We start from the raw sequence: 25528 nt of genomic DNA on the forward strand, positions 1-25528 counted from the left end.
TCAATTGGAACGCTTTTTATTAATGGTTGTATTTTTATCATTGGTCTGTTTATGATCCTTTTTGCTTTATATCGTCGACAGGAGCATGTGTTTTTCATATTTGGAATGTTTGCGATGCTCATTTCGGCTCGTGCTTTATTTTCAGTTCCCTTTTATTATACATTTGTATTTTTAGATATGTCTTGGCTATGGGGGACCCGGCTCGAATACATTTTGACAGAGGCAAGTTCGATGTTTTACGTTATTTTATTATGGAAATGGCATGAAAAGGAATTCTCTAAAAAAGTTATGTATGGGTTAGTTGTTATACATGCTGCCCTCATTGTTGCCACGTTGTTTACACAGCCTGTATTTTTCCAGGCACTCTTTTTTAAAGTGTTTTATTTAGCGATCCCTACTTTTTTCTATTTAATTTACGTAAGTTACAAAAGCATTCGTAACCGTAATCGAACCGCAAAAATTAATTTGATCGGAATGGGAATTATCTTTCTGGCTTTCTTTAACGATTTCGCAATCGGGAATAATTGGTACCAAGGATCGACACTCATGCTGCCGGCTGTGGGAATTTACGTAATGATCCATGTCCTCCTGATGAGTAGAGATTTCGCGGAGAGGACGAAGAAAACGGAGCAGCAAAACAAGCAGCTTTTAGCTTTGAATTCATCGAACGAAGAGCTTGCGATTCAACTTCAACATGAGATTAAGCAAAAGGATGATTTTCTTGCCAACACATCCCATGAACTCAGGAACCCTTTACACGGCATTGTGAATATTGCACAGTCTATTTTACGTAATCGATTCGATCAGTTGGATGAAAAAACGCAAAACGATTTGACGCTTCAATTGTCGATTGGTCATCATATGTCTCGAACGTTGGAAGATTTATTAGACATCACTCGCTTGAAGGAACATCGTATCCGTTTACAAAAGGACCGACTTGACCTGCAAGCTATCTCCGCAGGTGTAGTGGATATGCTCAGAGTTTTAATTGAAAATAAAAATATCGTAATGGACGTACGAATTCCGAGTGACTTTCCTCGTGTAGCGGGTGATAAAAATCGGCTCATTCAAATTTTGTTTAATCTTCTTCATAATGCAGTGAAATATACGGATGAAGGCACCATTACGATCGATGCTGATAGTCAAGATGGAAAAGCCTTTATTCATATTACCGATACGGGAATCGGGATTAATGAAAAAACGTTACGGACGATATTTGACCCATATAAACAAGATGATTCAGGTATTACGGCAATCGGCGGCGGTCTTGGACTAGGGTTAAGTATTTGTAAACAGCTAGTGGAACTACATGGTGGAACGATAGAAGCGGAGTCTACTTTAGGTGAAGGTTCGGTATTTACATTTAGCTTGCCAATAGCGGAGGAATCTTTTGAACGGCAAGTAGATGAAACCACTTCAACTATGGAGATGGATGGACTCTCATTTAAAGATACACCAATTGCAATCAATTTAATGGAAGGAACCATTACAAAAAACAGTTCTACATTATACAGACCAAGAGTTTTAGCTGTTGACGATGATCCTGTAAATTTAAGGGTGCTTCAAAATATCCTTTCTGAGGACCAATACGAGGTGGAAGTTGTCACAAGTGCTAAAGAAGCATTGGAACGACTGGAATGGGGAGATTGGGATCTAATCATTTCAGATGTGATGATGCCTTCCATGTCGGGGTATGAGTTAACTCGTTCCATTCGTGAAAAGTATTCCATTTCTGAATTGCCAATTCTTCTTCTTACAGCGCGAAGTAACCCAGATGACATTTATACGGGCTTTTTAGCTGGTGCCAATGATTACGTTACTAAACCGGTTGATGCGGTTGAGTTAAATGTTCGGGTGCATGCGTTAACCGATTTACAAGCGTCCATTCAAGAGCGATTATGGATGGAAGCTGCATGGCTGCAAGCACAAATACGCCCGCATTTTTTAATGAATACCCTGAACGCTATTGTATCATTGAGCGAAATTGATACGGCAAGAATGGGCCGTCTTATTGAGAAGTTTACACATTATTTGCAGGGCAGTTTCTATATGAAAAACTTAGACAAGCTCGTCCCGCTTACACAGGAGTTGGAATTACTTGAATCCTATCTGTATATCGAGAAGGAGCGATTTGGTGATCGTCTTCAAATTAAATGGGAAGTAGATGAGGTTGAGGGGTTGATGATTCCGCCTCTATCCATCCAAACGTTAGTGGAGAATGCGGTGAATCATGGGGTATTGAAACGAATCGATGGAGGAATCATAACGATACGAATCCGCCGCGGTGAGGGCTATACAGAGATTTCCGTTATCGATAATGGCGTTGGAATGGACGAAGAAGATATGAAGCAAATCCTCATCACCCAACCCGGCCAGAAAAAAGGCATCGGACTCGTCAATACCGAACAACGCTTAAAACGATTATACGGCAAAGGCTTGCGTGTTGACAGTACTCCCGATGTGGGAACGACAATTAGCTTTACGGTACCGTTTAAACATTGAAAAGAATAGGTACCTGTTTGAGCAAGCTCTATGACAGGTACCTAAACAAAAGACAATATGCAATTTTTATTCGTCCATCATCCCCGCCGATTTCAACTCGGAAAACGTGAACTCATCCCCATCTTCAAAAACGAATACTGTTTTAATGAGTCCAACTTCAGGTGCGTAGTAATGCATGGTTTTGCGACCTTTTATGTCATCGGGGATGACGGTCGTCACTTCAATTACATTGTCATACTTGCCGGCGGGAACTTCCATCGTCAAGTCAGTTGCGGTCATGTAGCTGACGGATTTGTCGGGGTCGTTCTTGTCCCATTCCGGCTTGTTCGCAAGCTCCACGACATCGACTTCCTCTTTCCTCGTTACATTAACTACATAGATGTTTCTTAATGACTCTTCGCTTACTATGTATTCCTTCATCGTATCCGTGACCAATCCACCCGTATTGTGTGTGTATACCGTATCGGGTCCGTCCGAGTTGACGGATAGGTTCACAGTTTCGATCGACTCCAACTTTTCACCATCAGCACCGTATTGGAAATACGTTTTCGTCATGCCGATAGGCGGAAAGTATTCCGATACATTAATCGCTTCGGCCGCTTCCGAACTGACCGATTTGATATCCTTCGAACATCCGCTTAGCACAAGTACGAGCAATCCGATGAATAAAAATGTTTGTAATTTCTTCATTTATAGCCACCCCTTTTTCAACTATTATCATATCATTGGTTTAGTTGAAAGAGTATAACTTTTTAGTTTGATTGATATTTCGGACCCTTATGCAACCTAGCATCCAGGCTCATCTGCTTAATTACCCACGAGCGGTACAATAAGAGCCGTTTAATTGCCCGTGGAAGCTTAATTTTCCTTCGAACGGTACATTAGGAGTCGTTTAATTGCCCGTAGGAGCTTAATTTTCACTCGAGCGGTACAATAAGAGCCGTTTAATTGCCCATGGAAGCTTAATTTTCGCTTGAGTGGCACATTAAGAGCCGTTTAATTGCCCGTAGGAGCTTAATTTTCCTTCGAACGGTACATTAAGAGCTGTTTAATTGCCCGTGGAAGCTTAATTTTCTCTCGAGCGGTACAATAAGGGCCGTTTAATTGCCCGTGGAAGCTTAATTTTCCTACGAACGGTACATTTAGAGCATTTTAATCGCGTCTTCTAATTTCTTCCGGGCTTCCTTTTCCCATACCTCAAATTGGACAGGCAACCGATCCGGACCTGGTTGTATCATGTTCATGTAGATTTGGTATTGCACGTTGTTTCCGATGTTAGTCAAATTAAATCTCCCCCTTATTATCGACTACTCTAATTATAACATCTATTCAGATATTTGAAGTGTAATCCTCTAAGTAGTGGAAACTTCTAAATAGAAAAATCGTCAAGTATAGTTGAAGTCAATGCTTTTATAACTTTGTAGTGGGAGCTAATCTCGAGACAAAATAGTGGGTCATAATAACTAAGTCGTATGAAATTATAATTCCGATTCGACAAGAAAAGTGGTATAGTTACACTATGACTCTATTACTTTAATTTTCATAAACTAAAGTATATAGTGTCTATAAGTGATGGAATTGCAGAGTGGAGGAACAAAATGCTTGAAAAGATATGGTGGAAGAAGTCGTCGGATATAGAGGGGAAAACATTATCTGCCCGAGTGAACGATGTCCGGAAGAAAAATGTGCCGACTCATGTTGCCATTATCATGGATGGAAATGGACGTTGGGCAAGGCGACGCAATCTACCGCGAGTGGCAGGTCATCACGAAGGTATGAAGACAGTCCGGAAGATTACCCGATTTGCGAACGAACTCGGCATTCGTGTTTTAACTTTATATGCTTTTTCAACCGAGAATTGGAAAAGGCCACGATTTGAAGTCGACTTCCTCATGAAGCTGCCTGTTGAGTTTTTATCCACATATTTGCCTGAACTTATTGAGGAGAATGTCAGGGTGGAAATGATCGGAGACTTTTCCGCATTGCCCTTATATACTCAAAAAGCCATCAAAAATGCGATGGAGGCTACAGCGCATAATGATGGATTGATTCTAAATTTCGCCATGAACTATGGCAGTCGTCATGAATTGGTGAATGTGGTGAAAAAGATTGGGGAATTAACAAAAAACGGAGATGTCCTTCCTGAAGATATCGATGAGTCCTTTATTCAATCACATTTAATGACTTGTCATTTACCTGAACCGGATTTATTAATCCGAACGAGCGGGGAAGTTCGACTTTCTAACTTCATGTTATGGCAGCTTGCCTATTCCGAATTAGTGTTCACAGAGGCTTATTGGCCAGATTTCGATGAAGAATGTCTACTTGATGCGATCGAAGAGTTCCAATTGAGGAGCAGGCGATTTGGCGGCGTTACTGATGAAGTTGAATTGATTAAAAAGTAAATGAACGTATAATGATAGCCGGCGGTGACGTTTTTAAGCGTTGCCGCCGTTTTTTCATCCAAACCTACCTGAATTTCATACTCGTTGTTTCCCCTATTCTCCTCATCTTTCCTTTAAAACACAAGGAGTATTTTCCAGTCATTCGACTATTAACGCTAAAATAATGTCAAAATGTGCAAAAATAGAATAAATATTTATGCACAAATCGACATAATGTTCAGTTAATTAAGGATATACTACTAGTACCATAAACTAAATAACCATGGGAACGATGATGTACGTCCTGTATGTGGGCACCTGGGACGTATGGAGTGAATGGTGCAACCGACCTGATTGAATGCGGAATAAATCCGATTTAATTAGGTTTTTATTATGGGGTGAAAATGAGAGGGGAGAGTTAGGCTTAAGTATGTGCCGCAGAAAATATTGAAGTTTAGATGAAGAATAAGGAATAGAGAAAAAGAAAAAATCCGGGGGAATATGGGAGATGATGACTCTATGAAAATCGTAATTGTTGATGATCATCCATTAGTTCGAAAAGGTTTAACGTCAATTCTTTCTCTTGAAACTGAACTTGAAGTAGTAGGTGAAGCTGCCGACAGTAAAGAGGCTATTCGCGTATTAGATACATTGAAACCGGATCTGACAATCGTCGATTTAAGGCTTGGTGACGAATCAGGTTTGGATTTGATTGAGGAAGCAAGGAGACAAGGAGCGACATGTAAATTTGTCATTTTGACTTCATCTGTAGAAAAGGAGCACTTCGCGCGTGCGCAGGAAATGGGCATCAATGGGTATGTCTTAAAAGAGGCATTTCCTGAAGAGTTATTGCATGCATTGCGTATGATTAAGAGAGGACGCACCTATTATGATCAAGGGATACTCGACGTAGTTGTAAAACCTGACCATTATAGCGCGGACAACCAGGTCGAAGTGCTGACACCGAAGGAATTGGAAGTGTTGATGGAGCTAGGAAAAGGACTTTCGAATAAAGAAATCTCCCGGAAGATGTACATTACAGAATATACCGTGAAGAAACATGTAAGCCAAGTGCTCGCAAAGCTTGAGCTTGCTGACAGGACACATGCTGCCTTATATGCCAATGCCACTGGGCTAGTCAGGTATGTGGTCGGTTGAATAAAAAACAACACCTTTTCGGGGGATTCCTCGTAAAGGTGTTGTTTTCTTTGTGCGGGCGGTACATTCTTAAACCAGCACGTCATGCTTAAATTGGACCAAACCTGTTTCGTTTGCAAAGAGGGCAGCTTGCGTCCGATCGCTAAGGTGTAATTTTGATAAGACCTGGCCGACATGTTTTTTTACCGTATTTTCGGAGATAAACAGGTTCTCGGCAATTTGCCTATTCGAAAACCCCATTCCAAGTTTTTGTAATACCTCTCTTTCCTTAGAGGTTAGTTGTTCTACATGGCTGTTTTCAACGAGCGTTTTCTTCTGTGATCGCATAAGCAAGTCTATGATATCTGGATCATAGTATCTCCTCCCTCTTTGAATTACTTGGAGAGCATAAATGAGTTCTTCGGGATGTGCTTCCAATGAAATATAACCGTCCACATCCATTGCCTTCGACCGTTCAAAAGATAATGGATCCTTAGAATAGGTAAGAATTGCAAATTTGCAGGTGCACCCTAGTTGTCTTGCCTCATTAATTACTTCCAACCCACATTCATCTCCCAATTGGAAATCAACAATTACTAAATCAGGTTTTGCATTTTGAATTAGTAGAAGTGCTTCTTGTCTGTTCATCGCTTCTCCAATGACTTCCATTGTATCTAGTGATGACAGAATCGATATTAACCCTTTGCGGATGAGCGTTTGATCATCCACTATTACAATTTTCATTCTCCTCAATCCCCCCAACTCAAATGTATATCAGCGGTTAAAATTCCAGAATTCGTGCAAACGAACTAATAGAGATATTCTACCAAAGGATGCGAAAAGTTGAATGGCGCTAAAGTTTACCAAATAAACCCCTCGAAAGAATAATGTGAAGGTTTCGAAAAACTACTCTTTCGAGGGAGGATGAATTGTTTTTCTAGGTTTATACTGAACGTAGTTCCATTTCATAGTAATCAAAACGAGGTCAAAAGGAGGAGATGGCTGCTGATAAGAGATGCTTAAATCTATAAATGAATAGCTAAGAAATAATCGGCATTCTACTTCTTTTAACCTGCATATGCAGATGAACGAACGTTAGCTATTCAGTCGAAGACTTCTCTATTGGGAGTGGGATGATCATCATTCCGGCAAAATGAAATAGTTGAAGCAAAATAACTACCTGACTATGAAAATGGTGCATGGAACTATGTCCGCTTGATTAAAACGAAAATAGTTAAGTAACGAGTAAGTCTAAGCAATAATAAATCTAAAAAACCCAACTAATAGGAGGAAATTAAAATGAACCTTAAAAAGAAACTAGCAATGAGCATCGCAACTGGAGCATTGGCTGTAAGTATGATTGGTGGAGGGACTTATGCTTATTTCAATGATGTAGAAACAACAAACAACACATTTGCAGCAGGGACGTTGGATTTGGCAGTAAATCCATCAGTTATCATTGACGTTGATAATTTAAAGCCTGGCGATTGGATGCCACGTACTTTTGACTTGATAAACGATGGGACTTTGGATATTTCTAAAGTGTTTATTACTACAGATTATTCGTATGATGGGACTGATGAAGACTTTGGAAAACATATCAAAGTTAATTTCCTTCGAAACGAAGATAAAAGCGGAATTCTACTTCCAAGCAATGTCATTATCAGCAAGACTTTGTATGAGTTGAAAAATATGAGCCCTGACGCTGTGAAAAATTTATCACATAGTATTTTTGCAGAAAAAAGTGGCTTAAAAGCAGGTACTAAAGACAAATTAGCCGTTCAGTTCGAATTTGTCGATAACGGCCAAGAACAAAATGATCTTCAAGGTGCTTCCCTACAACTTGAGTGGACATTTGATGCACAGCAGACTGATGGACAAAAGAGATAACATCTATCCCGGGAGGAGAGCCCTTCTCCTCCCTCATTTTATTTCACCAAGCCGTCTTTGATCGCACTTAAATATATTTCTCAACATATAACCTAATTTTATATTTTGAGGAATATATTAAAGGAAATTTCAAAAGCAAAAATTAGAAAGGCGGGATCAGGTTGTTCAGCAAACTTAACGAACATATTCGCAAGCGTAAAGAACGAAGACGCAGATATAAGAAGAATTACCAATCTATTTTCTTGAAGTTGAAAGTAGGACTGGCTTGTTATTTAATAATCTACTCCATCAGTTATATGTCATCTGACACATCCGCATATTTTAGTAGCCAATCGAGCACATCCCAGATGATCACTGCTGGCTCTTGGGCTACAAATGAGTGCGGTGAAGAACTGGGTGAGGAATTGAACGAGGAAGGCGAGTTCACTCGCGAAGATATTGATGATACTTCTGAGTCGGAAGCTGGCACAGAAACTAGTGAAGAAAATGGAGTTGAACAAGAGGATAAAGAGAGTGCTCCTATTGGAGAAACTGATATAGATGAAGTAACGGCTGATGTAGTGATAGACGACCACGGTGACGAAGATGGTAATTCTAATGATGAAACCGAAAAAAATGATGGAGCAAGTGAGGAAGTCAACGTGGACAGTGGTGTAGTAGAAGTTTCACCTAACGAAGAAACCGTAGAATCTGGCGAAGAAAACAATGTCAATCCGGATATTAATGAAGATAATCCCGTAGTCGAAAGTGACGAGGATACTTTAGTAAACGATGAAAATAATATCAACAACGATGAGGATGAAGATAGTTCTCTGGAAGAAAGCGAACAAGAAGCAGATTCAAGTGAAGTAGTCGAGGATGAATGCGGGAATCAAAATGACGGGTCAAAGGAAGACGATAAGGCAACTGCACCAAAAGAGGAAGGTGAAGCTGCTTGCAAGGATGAAGATAATGAAGAAAATGCGGAGAATGAAAACTTAAGTGATGAGCTTAATGAAGAAAATGCAACAGATGTAGAAACTGACATTGATTGCAATGCTAAGGATGATTCGCTTGAAGATGAAGCTGAAAAGGACATGGCAGTAGAAGATGAAACCGCAGAGGATGAAAAGGCAACTGATCAGGAGAAAGAGGAACCGAAGAATGATTCTGATGATCAAGCAGATAATGAAGAGGAAAATGTAGATGTAGATGCAGTCACAGAGGAAGATACGGAAAAGCCTGAAGGAGACGATCAGAAACAACCTGACGGCAACGAAGAGCCTGTGGACGGATCTGAAGAAGAGATATCTTCTGACGAGGACTTCGGAAAAGATGAAGTCTCAGACAATGGTTCTGATAACAAACAAGACGATGATAAAAACACAGTTAGAAATGAAGAAAAAGATAAAGCAAAGGGTGATCTAAATGAGAGAGAAGAAAAAGAAGATTAATGTAATGAAGTGGATAAATAACCTTGTTACCGGCATATTGATGGTCCTATTAATCGGTGTAGCTTCAATGGTTGTCATCTCGAAAGCTTCCGGCGGAGAGCCCCAGCTTTTCGGTTACCAAATTAAAACTGTTCTTTCGGGGTCCATGGAACCGGGAATTAAAACCGGCTCGATTATCGCAGTGAAACTGGATATAGATAAGGATAATCTAAAAGAAGGCGACGTCATCACCTTCCGGGAAAGTGAAGATATGTTAATTACGCATAGGATTACGGAAGTAACAAAGAATGGAGATTCCGTTCTGTATCGTACAAAAGGTGATAACAACAATGCGGAGGACATGAATCCGGTACTTTCAGCCAATGTCGTTGCCATGTACACCGGTTTTACAGTGCCGTATCTCGGTTACTTTGCGAACTTTACTCAATCTAAAAATGGTGCGTTCCTACTGTTAGTACCGGGATTCCTATTGCTTCTTTATTCCGCATTTTCGATTTGGAAAGTACTCTCTGCAATCGAACTACCTCAAAAGAAACAAACGGAAGTATTAGAGGAGAATAGTGGGAAAAGTTCTTCCTAAATCAATCGTATTCTGTAAGGAGGCATTATCTTGATTAAACTGTTACGATTTTCCCTGCTTCTTGTTTTGATTAGCGGGATTGGTTTCTACCATGCATCTTCAGTATTCGCGGATGGTGAAAACAACGCAGAAAATAATGAAATAGACATTAGCCTATCACCAATAGATACCTTATTTGATGTTAACAATATGAAACCCGGTGATTGGGCGCCACGAACTATCACAGTTACGAATTCTGGCAGTGAAGATTTTGCTTACGATATGCAAATGCAAAACAATGGGGATGCAAAGCTCTTCAATGAACTGCTAATGGAAGTTAAAATTGGTGATACAGAATTGTATCAAGGTAAATTGGCGGCATTTAAATCGTTGCCTGCAAGACAACTCACAGTCGGCAGCGAGGAAAGTCTGGATATAACAATTCGTTTCCCGGAGCATCTTGGCAATGATTTTCAAGGGCTCGAAGCTTCATTCGCTCTTACTTTTACAGCAGAAGGAAAAGGTGCAACTGCCGTTAATGCCATGGTAAATGGAATGATTGACAGCGGCGGTTCCGCATCGGGGGGCTTCAAACTACCTGGCACATCGACAAATATATTTAATATAATGCTAATTGGTTCAGGACTCGTAACTGGTGGAATTGGATTGTTGATCGTCATGCATTACAGACGGATGAAGTTTGCTCAGTGAGACACTGGAAAATTGAGTTATAAAAAAAAGCTGCCTATGCATGGCGTATCATGCTTTGGCAGCTTTTCTATTTTATATGATGGATATACAGGAGGTGTGCATATTGCTTAGAACAATAGCTTTATTATTGCTGGCGGTTGGACTGTTTGCCATTGGATACGCTAGTATGCAGCTAAACTCTGTGCGACAGTTGGAAAGGGTGGCCCTGGATCAGGCAAAGTCGGTTTTGGAACAAGCTGCACGGGTTCAAGGAAATGGAGAAGCAGAAAAACTTGGGGCAAAGCCATCCCGCCCTAAACTATCTTTCGAGAACGGCCAAACCATCGGTATCCTTGAAATCCCCAGTATCCAAAAAGAGCTGCCGATTGTAGAAGGAACAGATGAGGATTCATTAAAACAAGGTGTTGGTCATTACACAGGCACCGTCTTTCCGGGACAAAAAGATCAAATTCTATTATCTGGGCACAGAGACACTGTATTTACTGGATTGGATAAATTAAATCATGGCGATACGATCATTGTGAAGATGGAGCATGGCACCTTTGCATATGCAATCGTTGATACGGAAATTGTAGATGAAAATGATAAAACGGTTATCCATTCGACAGCACCAGAAGAAATGCTTACTTTATCCACATGTTATCCGTTTGGTTATATTGGTAATGCGCCCCAACGGTATATTGTTTATGCGAAACCGAAGTGAAAAGAAACAGGAGAATACTAATAAACTGAATGGTATTTTTTATACAGTCAGTTTATTTTTAGGCATAAAGACTATCACCATTCATAGTTATAAACACTATAATAAGACCTAAGGATCTTACTGATAGAATTTTTTATTTACTTAATAAACTTTCATCAGCATTAAGCACTATTGGACAAAATAAGCTAGCGAAAATAGTTGTTTTTTGTACTATTCCGCTGAATTATCAACTTTATTACCAAAAAACAAAGAAAATATTTTATTTATTTATGAATAATCACATTGTATAGTGAAAGGGACTCGAAGTAAGTAATTCGTTGGGGGAGTGATGATGAATAGAAAGATGCTATTTACGATGCTAGGAGTAATCTTAATTACCTGTTCGATTACGGTTTATGCTGAAGGGAATCCCAGCATAAATATTAGGACATGGTTTATGGCTGAGTGGGATCATAATTTGGCAACGCTCAATGATGAACTGAAAATCGAACAAAGTGAAAGATTTGGGGAGCTTGATGTAGTTATTGAAAGTTACATGTCGGAAATTTCTCTTGAAGATGACGTGAAAACTCAGATTGAACAAAGTGAAAACAGGATTCGGGCGCAAGTTTCTGAACTAAATAAGCAATTGGCAGAGGTTACAGAAAACTTAATGGATGAAAATCTTGAAGTGGACAAGCAAAAGGTGATGGAAGAGGTAGAGCAAGAAATCTTATCAATTATCAATGAAGCATTCAAATAAAAAATATAGGGGGAAATGAAATGTCAATGTTGAAAACGGGGAAAAAGAAAGTTGTTGCTGGGGTTGTGGCGGTTGGAGTATTGACTGGTGGGGGAGCGGTATTTGGCGCAACAGATGGCGGAACTCATTTGAAGAATTGGTTCGAGGGAATCTTCCTGGAGAAAAAAGCTGGATTGGAAGTGGAATATAATGAATACTGGGATGGTGAAATTGGAGAGCTTGATACATTAGTTGAGAAGCAGAAGGAAGATGCAGCCCTTAAACTAAAAACTAAAATGAGGACGGAACTGGCAAGTAAGGGAAAAAATATTACTAAGGAAGCGTCGAAGCATGTGAGCGCAATTGGGGTTGAAACGAAAGAATTAGAGAAATACATGAACACTGAGTTTGAGAAATTGAAAACGAGAGTGAGCGACGAAATCCACGTAGCTGGTACCGAATGGTTTAGGGGAGCGCATACTGATTTAGAAGAAATAACAAACGAATTGGGAGAAGAGGCAAGAGATACTGTTAAAAAGGGATTGGATAATGCTACTGAAATGGCCATTAGCAATATACAGGAGGCGATCGATAAAGCGAAGGCCGAATTGACAGCTCTGTTAGCGACTAAATCAGACGCGACAGCTAAAGAGATCAAAGATATGATTGATGAAAGAATCTTTGGAGTTTCTTATCAAATTACTGCAGCGGCAAACTATATGGTTCAAGAACAGGAAAAGTTAATTGCTGACTTGGCGGCTGAACTTGAAGATGCTGCTGTGCAGAAAATGAATGATTTAGTGAACGGCAACTAATTTGCGGAGGAGAGGAAATGCAGAAATTAAGCGGTATTAAGAAGTACGTTTTCGTTTCCACTGCCCTCATGCTTTTCTTCCTCCTTGGCAATGGAATACAGAGTGTGTTGGCGGAAACGGATATCGGAGCTATGATGAAGAACTGGTTTTCGAAAGAACAAAGTAAACATCTCCATGAAGTCCAAGAGGCGATTTCATCCGAAAAGGAAATATTGTTAGCACAATTACAGCTATCGATCGACGAGGAGAAAATGAAAGCCCAGCAAGAATTGGAACAGTTCAAACAGCAGGAAATTGCAAATAGGATCGGTTCGTTGCGCGACTATGCTGCGAATTTAGCGGAAGGCATTGCTAGCGACACTAGCGCTGAAAAGGCGGCAATCATTGCAGAATTGGATGCAATATTTGCCCAAGCCGCTGCTCAAATGGACGGTGCTGCTCCTCCTTCTCTGTCACCACCATCTGTCGGTGAGAAACCTGAAGAAGAAGAAAAGGTAGAAGGCGAAGATACTGTAGAAAATAGCAATGAAGAAGGAGAAATTGATGAGCCAGAAGAGAAACTCATAGACGATCCTGAACCTGAAATTGTAGAATCGGATTCTGATGAACAGGAAAAAGAAAAAGAAAAATCCGAGGAAGATGATTCTTCGACTGAGATGGATTATCCTTCAAGTGGCATGAATGATCAGGATGATGATCAGGATTTCGAATACATTTTTGAAATGACAGACAAACAAGTTGAAGAATAATGATTGTAAAACAGGTGACAGGCACCCAAAAAATTCCGAACTGTTTGGGTGCCTGTCACCTTTTCGAGAGTTTTCTCGAGAAGGTGTTGTTTTCGTTATAGGTCGGCATCTCGTTGAATACCTACTCCAAATTATCGTTTAAAACGCTTTGCTCTAATACGGAAAATTTATCTCCATAAACCTTCGTAATATGATGTTCTCCCCATACACAAAGCGAATGCAGAATCCCTTCTAAACTTTGCCCATATTCGCTGAGCTCATATTCCACTTTTGGAGGAACTTGATTATAAACGATACGTGTAATGACCCCGTCTTCCTCTAATTCCCGCAATTGTTGGGTTAACATTTTCTGTGTGATGTTTGGCATGAGACGTTTCAATTCACTTGTCCGTTTTTTTCCATGAGTCAGATGGCATAGGATCACACATTTCCATTTTCCTCCGATTACTTCGAGCGTTGCTTCAACAGATATATTGTATTTTTTACTTTGCATATATTATTCTCCTTTTAATAGGAACTAAAAAGTGCCTATATTACTTTAAAGTACGTACTTTTCTTTTGGAATCATATATACCATAATAACATTTGCAGGAACGTGCATACTATACGTACTTTTTCGGTGAAACGAAAACTAACACATATTTGAAAATTTGGAGGTTGGCAATAGGATGGTTATAAATTTACAAGACACAACAATTTTGCATAATGGCGTGAAAATGCCTTGGTTTGGACTTGGCGTTTTTAAAGTCGATGAAGGTCCTGAATTAGTGAAAGCAGTAAAAACAGCAATCACACATGGATACCGGTCCATTGATACTGCAGCGATTTACGCGAATGAGGAAGGCGTTGGCAAAGGGATTCAGGAAGGCTTGAAAGCAGCAGGTATTTCAAGAGAAGAGCTATTCGTTACATCAAAAGTTTGGAACACAGATTTAGGGTATGAATCAACAATAGCTGCATATGAAAGAAGTATACAGAAACTCGGGTTGGACTATTTGGATTTATATTTGATTCATTGGCCGGTTGAAGGGGAGTATAAAGAGGCTTGGAGAACATTGGAAACTCTTTATAAAGAAGGTAAAGTAAAAGCGATTGGTGTAAGTAATTTCCAAATTCATCATCTGGAAGATTTATTCAAAGACGCTGAAGTTAAGCCAATGGTCAATCAAGTAGAACGTCACCCACGATTAACGCAAAAAGAGCTGCAAGCGTTCTGCCAAAAAAACGACATTCAGCTTGAAGCATGGTCGCCGTTAATGCAAGGTGAGTTGCTTTCGAATGAAGTTATTAAGGAAATTGCGGACAAGCACAATAAATCAGTTGCTCAAACCATTTTACGTTGGGACTTGCAACAAGGGGTTGTCGTCATTCCGAAATCAACGAAAGAGCATCGAATTGTTGAAAATGCGGACATCTTTGATTTTGAATTGACGGAAGAGGAAATGCAAATCATTGACGGGTTGAATCAGGATTATCGAGTCGGGCCGGATCCGGATAATTTCGATTTTTAATTAGACGCGGTGATCGTTTAATGAATACTAATGCTGAAGCGCCATGCATCCGTTCAACTATAAGTTGACTGGTGCTTGGCGCTTTTTCATCTCAATTTAAATTCGGTTATTGGCGGTATTAGTTTTCACTGACAATGAGCATACGATCATTCTATTTATCTCCCGCAAACACTCGCAAATTCACATTAAAGTACTCCCAAAATTGAGTGCTTTCACTTTGGCCGAATAGGGTGATTTTGATGTTATTCGCCACCAAGTCTCCATTTGTTTTGTCTTTCGGTGCTTTGAGCAAATCTTCCATGGAATCTTGAAGTTGCTGTTTTGCAGCTGTCCGATTATCGACGACATTGATCAGGGGACCGTTCGCTATGCGGATATGGGAAACACCAAGAGCCAGGAGCTTGTCAGAGAAGAAGCCGAGGCCCTGGATTGCTTTTAATCCTTCGTTACGATTATAAGCAGTCATTGTTAATGTATCGGTTTTCGAATCATAGGCGGCTTGCGACACTTTTTTTCCATCCTTCTCGATGATGCTGTTTTCAAGGACGATGGAGCGGATTTTTGTTTTCGTTTCTTTGGCTAAGTCGGCGGCTTTCACTAATTCCTCCGAGCGTACGACAAATGATGCCATTTGAGCTCGTGTGACGTTTGCGTTTGGTGCGAAGGTAGCCGCCGTTTTTCCTTTTGTCACTTTGTTTTCAACGAGCGTGCGGATATGACCTGCGTACCATGCAGAATTGCTGACGTCTTTGAATGGATTATTGGCTTTCGCTTCCAATGGAAGTTTATAACTCAGGTCGATAATTTTCGATGCCTGCGCACGGGTCATTGGAGCGTTCGGTCGAAATGTACCATCTTCGAAGCCGGAGATATATCCAGAATTCGCAAGAGCTGCTACATAGCCGTAATACCATTGATTTTTATTCACGTCTTTGAAGCCTGGATCTTTCACGTTTCGTGTATCAAGTTTCAGCGATAACGCAAGAATTTTCGAAGCGTGCGCACGAGTCAATGTTGCGTCAGGCCGGAACGTGCCATCTTCAAACCCTTGAATGATGCCTCTTTCGGCCAAGTTCAGAATTGCATCATGGTGGTCCAGTTTTTTCGGTACATCTTTGAAAGAAGTGACTGCCGCATACGCCGAAGCTGGGGCTGTTATGAATGTTCCGACAGCCAAAGATATGAATAATGCATATAGGAAAGTCTTTCTTATTGTCTTTTTCATTTATTTTCCCCCGAATGAAATCGAATTTTGATAAAAGGAATATGTGAATCAACTATATCATAGTAGATTCACAGACAGTAGTGAAGGTGTGGATCTTTATTCCTCGAGGGTAATGAACTGACAACACCCTGTATTTAAGTGTAAAATAGAAAAAAACTGTTTAGAAGAGGAACATCATATGCCCAAATCACAACAGAAATCATCGATATGGAAATTAATAGCCCGCGGCTTTGCGGTCATGCTCGGCGCAGTTATTGCGGCTTACGGTTTGGAGTCGGTGCTCATCCCGAACCAAGTATCGGATGGAGGCGTGACAGGTCTTAGTATCGTCGGATCCCAATTATTTGGATTTCCATTAGGACTTCTTATTGCCGTTTTAAATATCCCATTTGTCTTTTTAGGCTACAAACAAATCGGAAAAAGCTTTGCGCTATTCTCTGTGCTCGGAATTGCAACGCTTGCAGTGAGCACGAGCCTGATGCACCATGTACCGACAATTATTCAGGGAGATACGCTATTAGTTACAGTTGTCGGCGGGATCATCCTCGGTTTTGGTATGGGGTTGGCGCTGCGTAATGGTGGGGCTCTTGACGGGATTGATATGTTAGCCGTCTTGCTTTCCCGCAAAATGCCGTTTGGTACAAGTGACTTAATCCTATTCCTGAATGTCTTTGTATTCGCCATTGTCTCAACTGTCTTCGGACTTCAAGGAGCTTTCTTATCCGCAATTGCTTATTATATCGCCACTAAGGTGATAAGCATTGTAGAAGAAGGGCTAAGCGGTTCCAAAATGTATAAAATCATTACGAGCGATCCGGAAGATATGGTCGAAACAATCCGTGACCGTCTCGGCCGAAGTTCAACTTACAGCATCGTCCAAGGTGCGTATTCCAATGAGGAGTTCAAGGAAATTACGTGCATTATCAACCGACTGGAAGATAGCAAAATGAAAGAAATCATCCTTGAAATTGACCCGAAGGCGTTTGTCACAGTGTATGAAGTCGCAGAAGTACGAGGCGGTAATTTCAGTAAGCGGAATATCCATTAAGATGAAATGAAAGGATTAGCTTCCGTACAAAAGACCATCTATTCGCGAATGAATGGATGGTCTTTTATTGGTCTAAATCATTCAACAACCGGTAAATCCGAAGGAATTAGTGATTGGATAAGCTACTGTCATTGTTCGGGAGTAGTAATAATCTGCCGCAAGAAATTTTAAAAACTATCTTGACATTAACAAGGCTACTCTTTATAATTCTCATTATACTAATGTTCAGAAATTTGTCTGACGTTTTTTATTTGATGCAACTTGTACCAACAACCTAATGACGTGTTGTGAATGTTAACTAACTACTGTTGCTCCTATTCAATTTTTCCATTACGATGAATTGAAAACGTTTTCGTGAAAAGGAGTAATGATATGGTGAGGTTGAAGGATATCGCCGAGAGGGTCGGTGTGTCTATTAGTACAGTTTCTCGTGTAATTCAGAATGATTCTTCTCGTAATGTGAATCCGGAAATTAAAAGAAAAGTGTGGATGGCTGTAAAAGAAATGGGCTATACGCCTAATGAGAATGCTAGAAGGCTAGTCTATTCATCTGAAGAGAAGAAACGACAAACGAAACGGATAGGTTGGTTGGCAAATCCTCGTATTGCGAATGAGAACCCGTATTTCTCCAAAATTTTTATTGGGATTAGTGAAACGCTGAACAAAGCGGGGTATTCATTGCTGCTTCTCCATTCGGACGATCTGGAAGAAGAAAATCAGTTTCAACGAATGGTTCGAGAAAAAGAAATTGAAGGCATCTTATTAGTCGACCCTGTTCGAAAGGAAACGCTGGCTGAGCTTAAGAAATGGATCCCAGTTGTTGGAGTCGATTTCAATTATAGTGACCATAGTTTGTCAGTCGTCGACTACGATCGGGAAGAAGCTGCATGGAAAGGAGTTGAGCATCTCGTTTCCAAAGGGCATACCCGTATTGGATTTATAGGCGGAGGTGTTGACGGTGACCTACACCTTGAAAAAAGGTTCAAGGGGTACCTGAAAGCAATGCGAGAATTCGGTTTGGAGATAAATGAGAAATTCATTGTTGACACGGAATGGTATTTAGAGCGGAGCTATGAATGGTTGAAAATGACTATTGAACAATCAGATGGCGATTTGCCGACTGGCTTCCTATGCGCAAGTGATTTACTTGCGATTGCGGCTATGCGTGCTGTCCAAGAGAAAGGGTTATCCATACCGGATGACGTTGCTTTTGTCGGCATTGATAATAATGATTTGGCTCAATACGTCGTACCTGCTTTAACGACGATCTCTATCCCTCAGTACGAAATGGGTGTCGTTGCTGCGAAGGCTCTATTGAATTTAATCGCTGAGGAATCCGACAGAATTGACTTGAAAACATTTGTAGCGACAGAGTTAATCATACGAAAGTCTACTTAACTTTACGTCGATTACTCATTTTTACACTCTGAGATAACGTTTTCCGTAAATCGGGAAAAAATCCAGAGTTTGTTTTACTAAATTGTCCAACAGGGAAAGGAAGGGTTCCATTATGAAAAAAGTGAGAATTGGGGTAATCGGTGCAGGTTTACGGGGAGGGTTGGCGCAGTATTGGCATAAGCCGGATGGCGAGTCTGAGATTGTGGCGCTTGCGGATATTTCTGAAGCGCGGCAGCAGAAGTTTCAGGAGATGATCGGTTCTCCATTATTTTTGACGAAGGATTATCGGGATCTTTTGAATAGGGATGATATAGATGCAATTGCTGTCCTATCACCTGATTATTTACATGAGGAGCATGTAATTGCGGCATTACAGGCAGGGAAGCATGTCTATTCCGAGAAGCCGCTCGCAATTACGGTCGAAGGTTGTGACCGGATTATAGAAGCTTGGCAAGCATCGGGCAAACATTTGATGGTCGGATTCAATATGCGGTATATGAGCATGTACCAGACGATGAAGGGGCTTATCGATTCGGGAGCGATCGGTGAGTTGAAAGCAGTTTGGGTGCGTCATTTTGTCGGATTCGGCGGTTATTTCTACTATCATGACTGGCACGGCCAATCGAAAAATACGACGTCGCTTCTCTTACAGAAGGGGTCGCATGATCTCGATGTCATCCATTGGATTTCGGGAAGATATACGACGAAAGTGTCGGCATTCGGCAGTTTGGATTACTATGGGGGCAACATGCCGAACAATTTGACGTGTCCTGAATGCAGTTTGAAGAAAACGTGTCCTGAGTATGTACCGCATACTTTCACAGAGTGTGCATTCCGAGAAGAAATTGATGTGGAAGATAATAACATGCTTATTATGGAGCTTGAAGGTGGAGTGAAGGCATCGTATTTACAATGCCATTTCACACCGGACTATTCACGGAATTACACATTCATCGGAACGGAAGGCCGGATTGAAAATGATGATGTGAATGGGAAAGTTTATTTGAAAACACGGAAGACGAATACATGGAAAGAATTCAGTGATGTCACATATGACATGAAATCTGAGAAGGGGAGCCATGGGGGAGCAGATCCGAAAATTGCGCAAGACTTCGTCGAGTTGGTGCTGTATGACAAAGAACCGTTGACGACACCTTTTGCAGGCAGGATGAGTGTTGCAGTCGGTTGCGCGGCTACTGAGTCCATTCGTTCAGGAGGCAAGGTAGTAGAGGTTTCACAAACATCTAGCATAGTACATAACTGATGATGTTTGAATGAAAGGGGTGTGTGTATGACCAATGTAAGTGAAAACGTCCAGTCGGTGAAAAAGTTGGAAGCAGATGAACGGAAAAAAGCAAAACGGAAGGCAAGGGCGAAGTGGTGGAAATCGATTTGGCAAAATTGGGAGCTCTATGTTCTTATTTCACCGGTCATCATTTATTTTATCGTGTTCCACTACTTCCCCCTTTATGGGTTGCAAATTGCATTCAAGGATTTCATCGCATCCAAAGGGATTCTTGGAAGTCCATGGGTAGGATTCAAGCATTTTGAGCGGTTCTTCGACAGTTACTATTTTTGGAGACTGATTAAAAATACGGTAGGCATCGGGGTATTCACGTTAGCTGTGTCGTTTCCAATTCCTATCATTATCGCATTGATGTTGAATGAAGTGAAAAGTCTCCGGTACAAAAAGTTCGTCCAGACGGTTATTTATGCGCCTCACTTTTTATCGACTGTAGTAGTCGTTGGTATGCTCTTGCTTTTCTTGAAAACGGACGGGTTGATTAACCAAGCTGTCAGGCTTTTCGGAGGAACTCCGATTGATTTCATCTCGGAGCCGGGATGGTTTAAAAGTTTGTATGTGTTTTCCGATGTGTGGCAGACGATGGGATGGAGCTCGATCATCTACATTGCGGCATTAGCGGCGGTCGATCCTGCCCAGCATGAAGCGGCCATGATTGACGGAGCCTCCAGGTTCCAGCGCATCATCCATATTAATATACCTGCAATCATGCCGACCATTGTCATTCTATTCATCTTGAATGCGGGATCGGTAATGGCGGTCGGTTTTGAAAAAGTGTACCTGATGCAAAATCAGCTAAACATGTCAGCATCCGACGTCATTTCCACCTTCGTCTATCGGAGCGGGATTTTGGAGGCTCAATATAGCTTCTCGGCAGCGGTCGGGCTTTTCAACTCCATTATTAATTTCATCATGCTCATCATGGTGAATCAGATTGCGAAGAAAGTGAATGAGACAAGCTTATGGTAAGGGGTGGAGTAATTGAGAGAGTCTAAGACTGATAGAGCCTTTATATTTTTTAATTATTTCTTCCTTACGGTGATCGCATTGCTTGTCATCTATCCGTTAGTGTTTGTCGTAAGCGCCTCTTTGAGTAATCCGCAATACGTCATTTCGGGTGAGATGTGGCTTTGGCCGAAGGAATTCACGGTGGATGCATATGAGAAAGTCTTTAAAAACAAAGATATCATTATCGGTTTCATGAACACGGTGAAATATACGGTTGTAGGTACAGTGTTGAACGTCATTATGACGATTTTGGCCGCCTATCCGCTATCCCGAAGAGATTTCAAGGGCAGAGGGCTCATTATGGCGTTCATCGTCTTTACAATTTTTTTCAGTGGCGGGTTGATTCCGACATACTTGTTAATAAAGGATCTAGGGATGCTGAACACGTTTTGGGTCATGATCATTCCGAACGCCGTAGCTGTTTGGAATATCATCATAATGAGGACTTTCTTCCAATCGATTCCGCATGAATTGCAAGAATCAGCGATGATCGATGGGTGCAGCAATTTCAGGATATTGTGGAACATCGTGTTGCCGTTGTCCTTTCCTGTTATTGCGGTTATGGTCCTGTTCTATGCAGTCGGCCATTGGAATTCATACTTCCAAGCACTTATTTATTTGCAAGACCAAGAGAAATTCCCTTTGCAGCTCATTTTGAGGCAAATTTTGATCCAGGGGCAAATGGACGACATGATTCAGACGACGGGCGAGAGTTTCCTGGCACAGCAGCTTAGTGTGGAAGGCTTGAAATATGCAGTACTCATTGTTGCAAATTTACCGATGCTCATGCTGTATCCATTCTTGCAAAGGTATTTTGTAAAAGGTGTCATGATTGGTTCATTAAAAGGATGATAGGGGGAGTTTGGTTTGAGGAGAAAATATTTTGCGGGTATGGCGGTAAGCCTACTGCTATCGGCGGGAATTTTGGGGGCGTGTTCGAAAACGGATGGTGCATCCGAAAAAGGGGACTTGGATAATGTAAACGAGACAGGCATGCCAATCGTGAAAGAGAAAATCCAAGTGGATGGCTTTGCAGCAAAGTTTTTTGCTTCACAAGATTGGAACGATCTTATGCTTTGGGAAGAGTATGAGAAGATGACAAACATCGAAGTCGATTGGGTGACAGTCCAAACAGAAGCGTTGGCGGAAAAGCGGAATTTGTCATTGACGAGTGGAGATTATCCGGAGATTTACTTTGCTTCGGCTTTCTCGAAAACGGATCTATTGAAATATGGGCAGCAAGGCATCTTTTTGCCGCTGAACGATTATATCGACAAATATGCGCCGAATTTCAAGAAGCTTTTGGATGAAAATCCATCAGTGAAACAAGGAGTTACGATGGCGGATGGGAATATTTATGGCTTCCCGACGATTTATGACCCGCAATTTGACGCGTTGCGTGGAAGTGCACCTTGGGTGAAAAAAGAGTGGCTTGATAAGATAGGTATGTCAGAACCAGAAACGACAGAAGAATTATATCAAGTGTTGAAAGCATTCAAAGAGAACGATTTAAATGGTAATGGTCAAGCGGATGAGCAAGCGTGGGGAAGTGTATACGGCATTGATCCGATCGTCAATTTCTTACGCGGAAGCTTTGGACTGAACAAACAAGGTTCCATGAACCTAAACTTGGACTTCGAGGAAGGGACCAATACATTCCGCTTTGTTCCTACTACTGATGAATATAAAGAATTGCTCATGTATTTGAATAAATTATATTCTGAAGGGTTAATTAACCAAGATATTTTTACTGTCGCACCACAGGACTTTACTGCTGAAATATCGAAAGGTAATTATGGTGTCCTGAATGCGATTGACCCAGCGGAATTGGTAAAGCTTGATGGGTATGTCGGATTGCCAGTCTTGGAAGGACCAAACGGAGAGCGATCGTATAATACGGTCTCGAACGGGCTAGGTAACTTGGGAATGTTCGTCATAACTGATAAGGCAAAGAATCCGGAGGCGATGGTTCGTTGGATGGATTATTTCTATGGCGATGAAGGGACAAAAATGTTCTTCATGGGCTTCGATGGTATAACATATGAAGAAGATGAACAAGGGAATTTCAAATACCTTGAAACAATCACAAATAACCCGGACGGCTTGAATATGGACCAAGCAATCAGCGAATATTTGACATGGCCAGGCGGCTACTATCCGGGAATTGTTAGACAGAAGTTTTTCCAAGGCGCTGAGTCGAAGGAAAATACTACGTTGAATGCCGAGAAGGTCAAGCCTTATCGCATTAAAGATGAAAACATATTGCCAGGACTGAATTATACAGTCGAAGAGAATGAAAAAGTGAGCGCCATCATGACGGATATCCAGACATATATAGATGAGTCGAAAGCGGCGTTCATAACAGGGAAAATGGATTTCAGCAAATGGGAAGAATATACGAAAAGTCTTGAAAAGATGGGGCTGAATGATTACTTGGAAATTGCTCAGCAAGCCCACGAGCGCATGGAAAAAGAAAAGTGACAGAAAGCTTATACGGAGGCCGTCCTCCGTATGAGCTTTAGCATTTATGGGAGTTGGTTTCAGTGGGATTGACCGGATGGAAAGGCAAAATATATTGGTTTGCGGAATTGGTGATGATGTTGGCGGTCGCCCAGTTGCTTTGGATTGGATTGACGTTGCTCGGAGCTATTGTTTTTGGAATCACTCCGGCTACGGTCGGGATGTTTCACGTGATGCGAAAAAGGTTGCAAGGCGAGGATGATCTGAAAACATTAGTACGGAACTATTGGCAGACGTATAAGAAAGAATTTGTAACTTCTAATAAAATCGGGCTCGTCTTGATTGTCCTCGGTTACTTTTTAGTGCTGAACTTCCGCATCGTGTCGACAATTAGCGGAATGCATGGGTTGGTTATGCTTGCATTACTCAGTATGATTTTGTTGCTATATGCGGTACTCTTAATGAATATATTTCCTGTTTTCACCCATTATGAGCTTCCATTCACCCGCTACTTTTCGACTTCCATTTTGCTAAGCATATCGTTTCCAGTTCAAGCTTTTTTGTCGGTTGTTGGTCTTTATGGTCTGTACCGTCTATTTCTATTTATTCCCGGACTGCTGCCTTTTTTCGGAATCAGTTTAACCGTTTTGTTCCTGTCGTGGATGTCCTCTGGAATATTCCGTTTAAAAGGGAAAATGGATGGTACATTGCAGGCGGAAGATCAGTAGACTTGGAAAGGATGGCATGTTGATTGATGAAACCTATTTGGTTGCTGAACGCAACAATCGTATTGGAGCGATCAATACTAGAAAACGGCTTTTTACATTTGAAAGAGGGTAAAGTCTGTTCATTTGGACATATGGCGGATTGCCCGCCAATTCCAGATCGTGATCTGCAACTTGATTGTCAATCAAAACGAATCATCCCCGGCATGATCGATATCCATGTTCATGGCGCAGGCGGTTTTGACGTCATGGATGCTTCTGTTGAGGCGTTGGACGGAATGGCAAAGAAACTTGCACAGGAAGGGACGACTTCCTTCCTGGCAACGACGATGACAAACCCGGCCAATCGGATCGGTGAAGCGATGTCTGCTATAAAAATGTACCGCGAGCGAATCAAGCAAGGCGTTCCTGAAATGATCGGCATCCATTTGGAAGGACCTTTCATTCATCCGGTACAAAAAGGAGCCCAGCCGGAGCAGCATATTTTACAGCCCGATATAGAATTATTTAACGAGTGGCAACGATTGTCAGGCGGGGCAATTAAAATTGTTACCTTTGCACCTGAGACAGGAGATCGGTCCTTTGTTGAAAGGCTCGTTCAAGAGGGTGTCATCGCTTCGATTGGACATTCGAATGCGACGTATGCAGAAACGTTGGAAAATGTGCGAAGTGGTGTAACACATGCAACTCATTTATTCAACGGAATGAGGGGGCTTCATCATCGTGAACCTGGTGTAGTAGGTGCAGCGTTGTTGGCTGACGAAGTTTATGTCGAAGTAATTCCGGACGGGCATCATTTTCATCCCGATTTGTTGAAACTTATATTGAGGCAGAAGGGAGTCGAACGGACGCTTGTCATAACAGATGGCATCCGGGCGAAAGGAATGCCAGACGGAGTTTATGATCTAGGCGGCAACAATGTCACCGTACGGGATGGGAAATGTACGTTGGAAAAAGGGGCTTCCTTAGCAGGCAGTATTCTGACGATGAATGAAGCGAGGAAAAACATAGCGAAGTGGGGCGGCTTGTCATTGCTTGAGCAGACATATATTACTTCGTTGAATCAGGCAAAACGGTTAGGCATTGATTCCCGGAAAGGGTCCATTGCAGTAGGAAAAGATGCCGATGTTGTTCTTCTAGACGAAACGGACCATATCGAAATGACAATCTGTAACGGTACGATTGCCTATGCATCTGCCAATTCCAATTTTAAGAGATTGTGTGATTTGATGTGAAATTTGCTGAA

At 41.3% G+C, this 25528-nt stretch carries 25 protein-coding genes and 1 riboswitch; of the genes, 20 read left to right on the forward strand and 5 right to left on the reverse strand.

Going from position 1 to position 25528, the window contains the following annotated elements; all coding sequences use genetic code 11:
• Positions 1-2502, forward strand: a 2502-nt coding sequence (locus SLU01_RS03395) for a hybrid sensor histidine kinase/response regulator (RefSeq protein ID WP_147055364.1), incomplete at its 5' end; no start/stop codon positions are given.
• A gap of 66 nt (positions 2503-2568) precedes the next feature.
• Here the strand turns inward: SLU01_RS03395 and SLU01_RS03400 are convergent.
• The gene (locus tag SLU01_RS03400) at positions 2569-3192 is read right to left on the reverse strand and encodes a hypothetical protein (protein WP_147055366.1); all 624 of its coding nucleotides are present in this window, start codon (positions 3190-3192) and stop codon (positions 2569-2571) included.
• A gap of 452 nt (positions 3193-3644) precedes the next feature.
• The gene (locus tag SLU01_RS17875) at positions 3645-3785 is read right to left on the reverse strand and encodes a hypothetical protein (RefSeq protein ID WP_170232565.1); all 141 of its coding nucleotides are present in this window, start codon (positions 3783-3785) and stop codon (positions 3645-3647) included.
• 315 nt (positions 3786-4100) lie between these two features.
• On the opposite strand from SLU01_RS17875, the gene uppS reads away from it, so the two are divergent.
• Together uppS and SLU01_RS03410 are read left to right on the forward strand one after the other, a co-directional pair.
• A complete protein-coding gene (uppS, locus tag SLU01_RS03405; protein WP_147055367.1) occupies positions 4101-4907 on the forward strand; it encodes an undecaprenyl pyrophosphate synthase in 807 nt (268 codons plus the stop codon).
• A gap of 255 nt (positions 4908-5162) precedes the next feature.
• Positions 5163-5245, forward strand: a riboswitch (cyclic di-GMP riboswitch).
• Between the two features lie 160 nt (positions 5246-5405).
• Positions 5406-6044 (forward strand): response regulator, encoded by a 639-nt coding sequence (locus tag SLU01_RS03410; RefSeq protein WP_147055369.1) that lies wholly within the window; start codon positions 5406-5408, stop codon positions 6042-6044.
• Between the two features lie 69 nt (positions 6045-6113).
• Here the strand turns inward: SLU01_RS03410 and SLU01_RS03415 are convergent, their stop codons facing one another.
• Positions 6114-6767, reverse strand: a complete 654-nt coding sequence (locus tag SLU01_RS03415) for a LuxR C-terminal-related transcriptional regulator (protein ID WP_147055371.1) — start codon at positions 6765-6767, stop codon at positions 6114-6116.
• Between the two features lie 555 nt (positions 6768-7322).
• Between SLU01_RS03415 and SLU01_RS03420 the strand changes: the two genes are divergently transcribed.
• The 8 genes from SLU01_RS03420 to SLU01_RS03455 all read left to right on the forward strand — a co-directional run bounded on the left by SLU01_RS03420 (position 7323) and on the right by SLU01_RS03455 (position 13604).
• Complete coding sequence (locus SLU01_RS03420; protein WP_147055374.1) at positions 7323-7913, forward strand: TasA family protein; 591 nt, start codon at positions 7323-7325, stop codon at positions 7911-7913.
• Positions 7914-8209: 296 nt separating this feature from the next.
• On the forward strand, positions 8210-9346 hold the full coding sequence (locus SLU01_RS03425) for a SipW-dependent-type signal peptide-containing protein (protein WP_281288359.1): 1137 nt from the start codon (positions 8210-8212) through the stop codon (positions 9344-9346).
• A complete protein-coding gene (sipW, locus tag SLU01_RS03430; protein ID WP_147055378.1) occupies positions 9321-9926 on the forward strand; it encodes a signal peptidase I SipW in 606 nt (201 codons plus the stop codon). The genes SLU01_RS03425 and sipW overlap by 26 nt, the downstream gene beginning before the upstream one ends.
• A 30-nt stretch (positions 9927-9956) precedes the next feature.
• Complete coding sequence (locus SLU01_RS03435) at positions 9957-10616, forward strand: TasA family protein (RefSeq protein ID WP_147055380.1); 660 nt, start codon at positions 9957-9959, stop codon at positions 10614-10616.
• Between the two features lie 94 nt (positions 10617-10710).
• Positions 10711-11319: a class D sortase, LPxTATN-specific gene (srtD, locus tag SLU01_RS03440; protein ID WP_373866386.1), complete on the forward strand. Its 609-nt coding sequence runs from the start codon at positions 10711-10713 to the stop codon at positions 11317-11319.
• 331 nt (positions 11320-11650) lie between these two features.
• A complete protein-coding gene (locus tag SLU01_RS03445; protein WP_147055382.1) occupies positions 11651-12061 on the forward strand; it encodes a hypothetical protein in 411 nt (136 codons plus the stop codon).
• Between the two features lie 20 nt (positions 12062-12081).
• Entirely contained in the window at positions 12082-12855 is a 774-nt protein-coding gene (locus tag SLU01_RS03450; RefSeq protein WP_147055384.1) for a hypothetical protein, read from the forward strand.
• A 17-nt stretch (positions 12856-12872) separates the two neighbouring features.
• Positions 12873-13604, forward strand: coding sequence for a hypothetical protein (locus SLU01_RS03455; protein ID WP_147055386.1), 732 nt, complete (start codon positions 12873-12875; stop codon positions 13602-13604).
• Between the two features lie 121 nt (positions 13605-13725).
• Here the strand turns inward: SLU01_RS03455 and SLU01_RS03460 are convergent, their stop codons facing one another.
• Positions 13726-14097: a winged helix-turn-helix transcriptional regulator gene (locus SLU01_RS03460; RefSeq protein ID WP_147055388.1), complete on the reverse strand. Its 372-nt coding sequence runs from the start codon at positions 14095-14097 to the stop codon at positions 13726-13728.
• Positions 14098-14272: 175 nt separating this feature from the next.
• Between SLU01_RS03460 and pgoN the strand changes: the two genes are divergently transcribed.
• The gene (gene pgoN, locus SLU01_RS03465; RefSeq protein WP_147055390.1) at positions 14273-15115 is read left to right on the forward strand and encodes a glyoxal/methylglyoxal reductase; all 843 of its coding nucleotides are present in this window, start codon (positions 14273-14275) and stop codon (positions 15113-15115) included.
• A gap of 151 nt (positions 15116-15266) precedes the next feature.
• Here the strand turns inward: pgoN and SLU01_RS03470 are convergent, their stop codons facing one another.
• Positions 15267-16340 (reverse strand): S-layer homology domain-containing protein, encoded by a 1074-nt coding sequence (locus tag SLU01_RS03470; RefSeq protein WP_147055392.1) that lies wholly within the window; start codon positions 16338-16340, stop codon positions 15267-15269.
• Positions 16341-16578: 238 nt separating this feature from the next.
• Between SLU01_RS03470 and SLU01_RS03475 the strand changes: the two genes are divergently transcribed.
• The 8 genes from SLU01_RS03475 (at position 16579) to nagA (ending at position 25517) form a co-directional block, all read left to right on the forward strand.
• Positions 16579-17388, forward strand: coding sequence for a YitT family protein (locus tag SLU01_RS03475; RefSeq protein ID WP_373866387.1), 810 nt, complete (start codon positions 16579-16581; stop codon positions 17386-17388).
• A 372-nt stretch (positions 17389-17760) separates the two neighbouring features.
• Positions 17761-18786: a LacI family DNA-binding transcriptional regulator gene (locus tag SLU01_RS03480; protein WP_147055396.1), complete on the forward strand. Its 1026-nt coding sequence runs from the start codon at positions 17761-17763 to the stop codon at positions 18784-18786.
• 112 nt (positions 18787-18898) lie between these two features.
• Complete coding sequence (locus tag SLU01_RS03485; RefSeq protein WP_147055398.1) at positions 18899-20050, forward strand: Gfo/Idh/MocA family protein; 1152 nt, start codon at positions 18899-18901, stop codon at positions 20048-20050.
• Positions 20051-20077: 27 nt separating this feature from the next.
• On the forward strand, positions 20078-21058 hold the full coding sequence (locus tag SLU01_RS03490) for an ABC transporter permease (RefSeq protein WP_147055400.1): 981 nt from the start codon (positions 20078-20080) through the stop codon (positions 21056-21058).
• A gap of 12 nt (positions 21059-21070) precedes the next feature.
• On the forward strand, positions 21071-21949 hold the full coding sequence (locus tag SLU01_RS03495; RefSeq protein ID WP_147055402.1) for a carbohydrate ABC transporter permease: 879 nt from the start codon (positions 21071-21073) through the stop codon (positions 21947-21949).
• Between the two features lie 15 nt (positions 21950-21964).
• Positions 21965-23578: an extracellular solute-binding protein gene (locus tag SLU01_RS03500; protein WP_147055404.1), complete on the forward strand. Its 1614-nt coding sequence runs from the start codon at positions 21965-21967 to the stop codon at positions 23576-23578.
• 62 nt (positions 23579-23640) lie between these two features.
• A complete protein-coding gene (locus SLU01_RS03505; protein WP_147055406.1) occupies positions 23641-24285 on the forward strand; it encodes a YesL family protein in 645 nt (214 codons plus the stop codon).
• A gap of 26 nt (positions 24286-24311) precedes the next feature.
• Complete coding sequence (gene nagA / locus SLU01_RS03510) at positions 24312-25517, forward strand: N-acetylglucosamine-6-phosphate deacetylase (protein ID WP_147055530.1); 1206 nt, start codon at positions 24312-24314, stop codon at positions 25515-25517.
• Positions 25518-25528: the final 11 nt, after the last annotated feature.

Source organism: Sporosarcina luteola, from assembly GCF_007991495.1.
Classification (GTDB): domain Bacteria; phylum Bacillota; class Bacilli; order Bacillales_A; family Planococcaceae; genus Sporosarcina; species Sporosarcina luteola.

Excerpts from the sequence above, each read along its gene's own strand:
- SLU01_RS03400 (WP_147055366.1), bottom strand. The coding sequence starts at position 3,192 with ATGAAGAAATTACAAACATTTTTATTCATCGGATTGCTCGTACTTGTG.
- uppS (WP_147055367.1), top strand. The coding sequence starts at position 4,101 with ATGCTTGAAAAGATATGGTGGAAGAAGTCGTCGGATATAGAGGGGAAA.
- SLU01_RS03410 (WP_147055369.1), top strand. The coding sequence starts at position 5,406 with ATGAAAATCGTAATTGTTGATGATCATCCATTAGTTCGAAAAGGTTTA.
- SLU01_RS03415 (WP_147055371.1), bottom strand. The coding sequence starts at position 6,767 with ATGAAAATTGTAATAGTGGATGATCAAACGCTCATCCGCAAAGGGTTA.
- SLU01_RS03420 (WP_147055374.1), top strand. The coding sequence starts at position 7,323 with ATGAACCTTAAAAAGAAACTAGCAATGAGCATCGCAACTGGAGCATTG.
- SLU01_RS03425 (WP_281288359.1), top strand. The coding sequence starts at position 8,210 with ATGTCATCTGACACATCCGCATATTTTAGTAGCCAATCGAGCACATCC.
- sipW (WP_147055378.1), top strand. The coding sequence starts at position 9,321 with ATGAGAGAGAAGAAAAAGAAGATTAATGTAATGAAGTGGATAAATAAC.
- SLU01_RS03445 (WP_147055382.1), top strand. The coding sequence starts at position 11,651 with ATGAATAGAAAGATGCTATTTACGATGCTAGGAGTAATCTTAATTACC.
- SLU01_RS03450 (WP_147055384.1), top strand. The coding sequence starts at position 12,082 with ATGTCAATGTTGAAAACGGGGAAAAAGAAAGTTGTTGCTGGGGTTGTG.
- SLU01_RS03455 (WP_147055386.1), top strand. The coding sequence starts at position 12,873 with ATGCAGAAATTAAGCGGTATTAAGAAGTACGTTTTCGTTTCCACTGCC.
- SLU01_RS03460 (WP_147055388.1), bottom strand. The coding sequence starts at position 14,097 with ATGCAAAGTAAAAAATACAATATATCTGTTGAAGCAACGCTCGAAGTA.
- pgoN (WP_147055390.1), top strand. The coding sequence starts at position 14,273 with ATGGTTATAAATTTACAAGACACAACAATTTTGCATAATGGCGTGAAA.
- SLU01_RS03470 (WP_147055392.1), bottom strand. The coding sequence starts at position 16,340 with ATGAAAAAGACAATAAGAAAGACTTTCCTATATGCATTATTCATATCT.
- SLU01_RS03475 (WP_373866387.1), top strand. The coding sequence starts at position 16,579 with ATGCTCGGCGCAGTTATTGCGGCTTACGGTTTGGAGTCGGTGCTCATC.
- SLU01_RS03480 (WP_147055396.1), top strand. The coding sequence starts at position 17,761 with ATGGTGAGGTTGAAGGATATCGCCGAGAGGGTCGGTGTGTCTATTAGT.
- SLU01_RS03485 (WP_147055398.1), top strand. The coding sequence starts at position 18,899 with ATGAAAAAAGTGAGAATTGGGGTAATCGGTGCAGGTTTACGGGGAGGG.
- SLU01_RS03490 (WP_147055400.1), top strand. The coding sequence starts at position 20,078 with ATGACCAATGTAAGTGAAAACGTCCAGTCGGTGAAAAAGTTGGAAGCA.
- nagA (WP_147055530.1), top strand. The coding sequence starts at position 24,312 with ATGAAACCTATTTGGTTGCTGAACGCAACAATCGTATTGGAGCGATCA.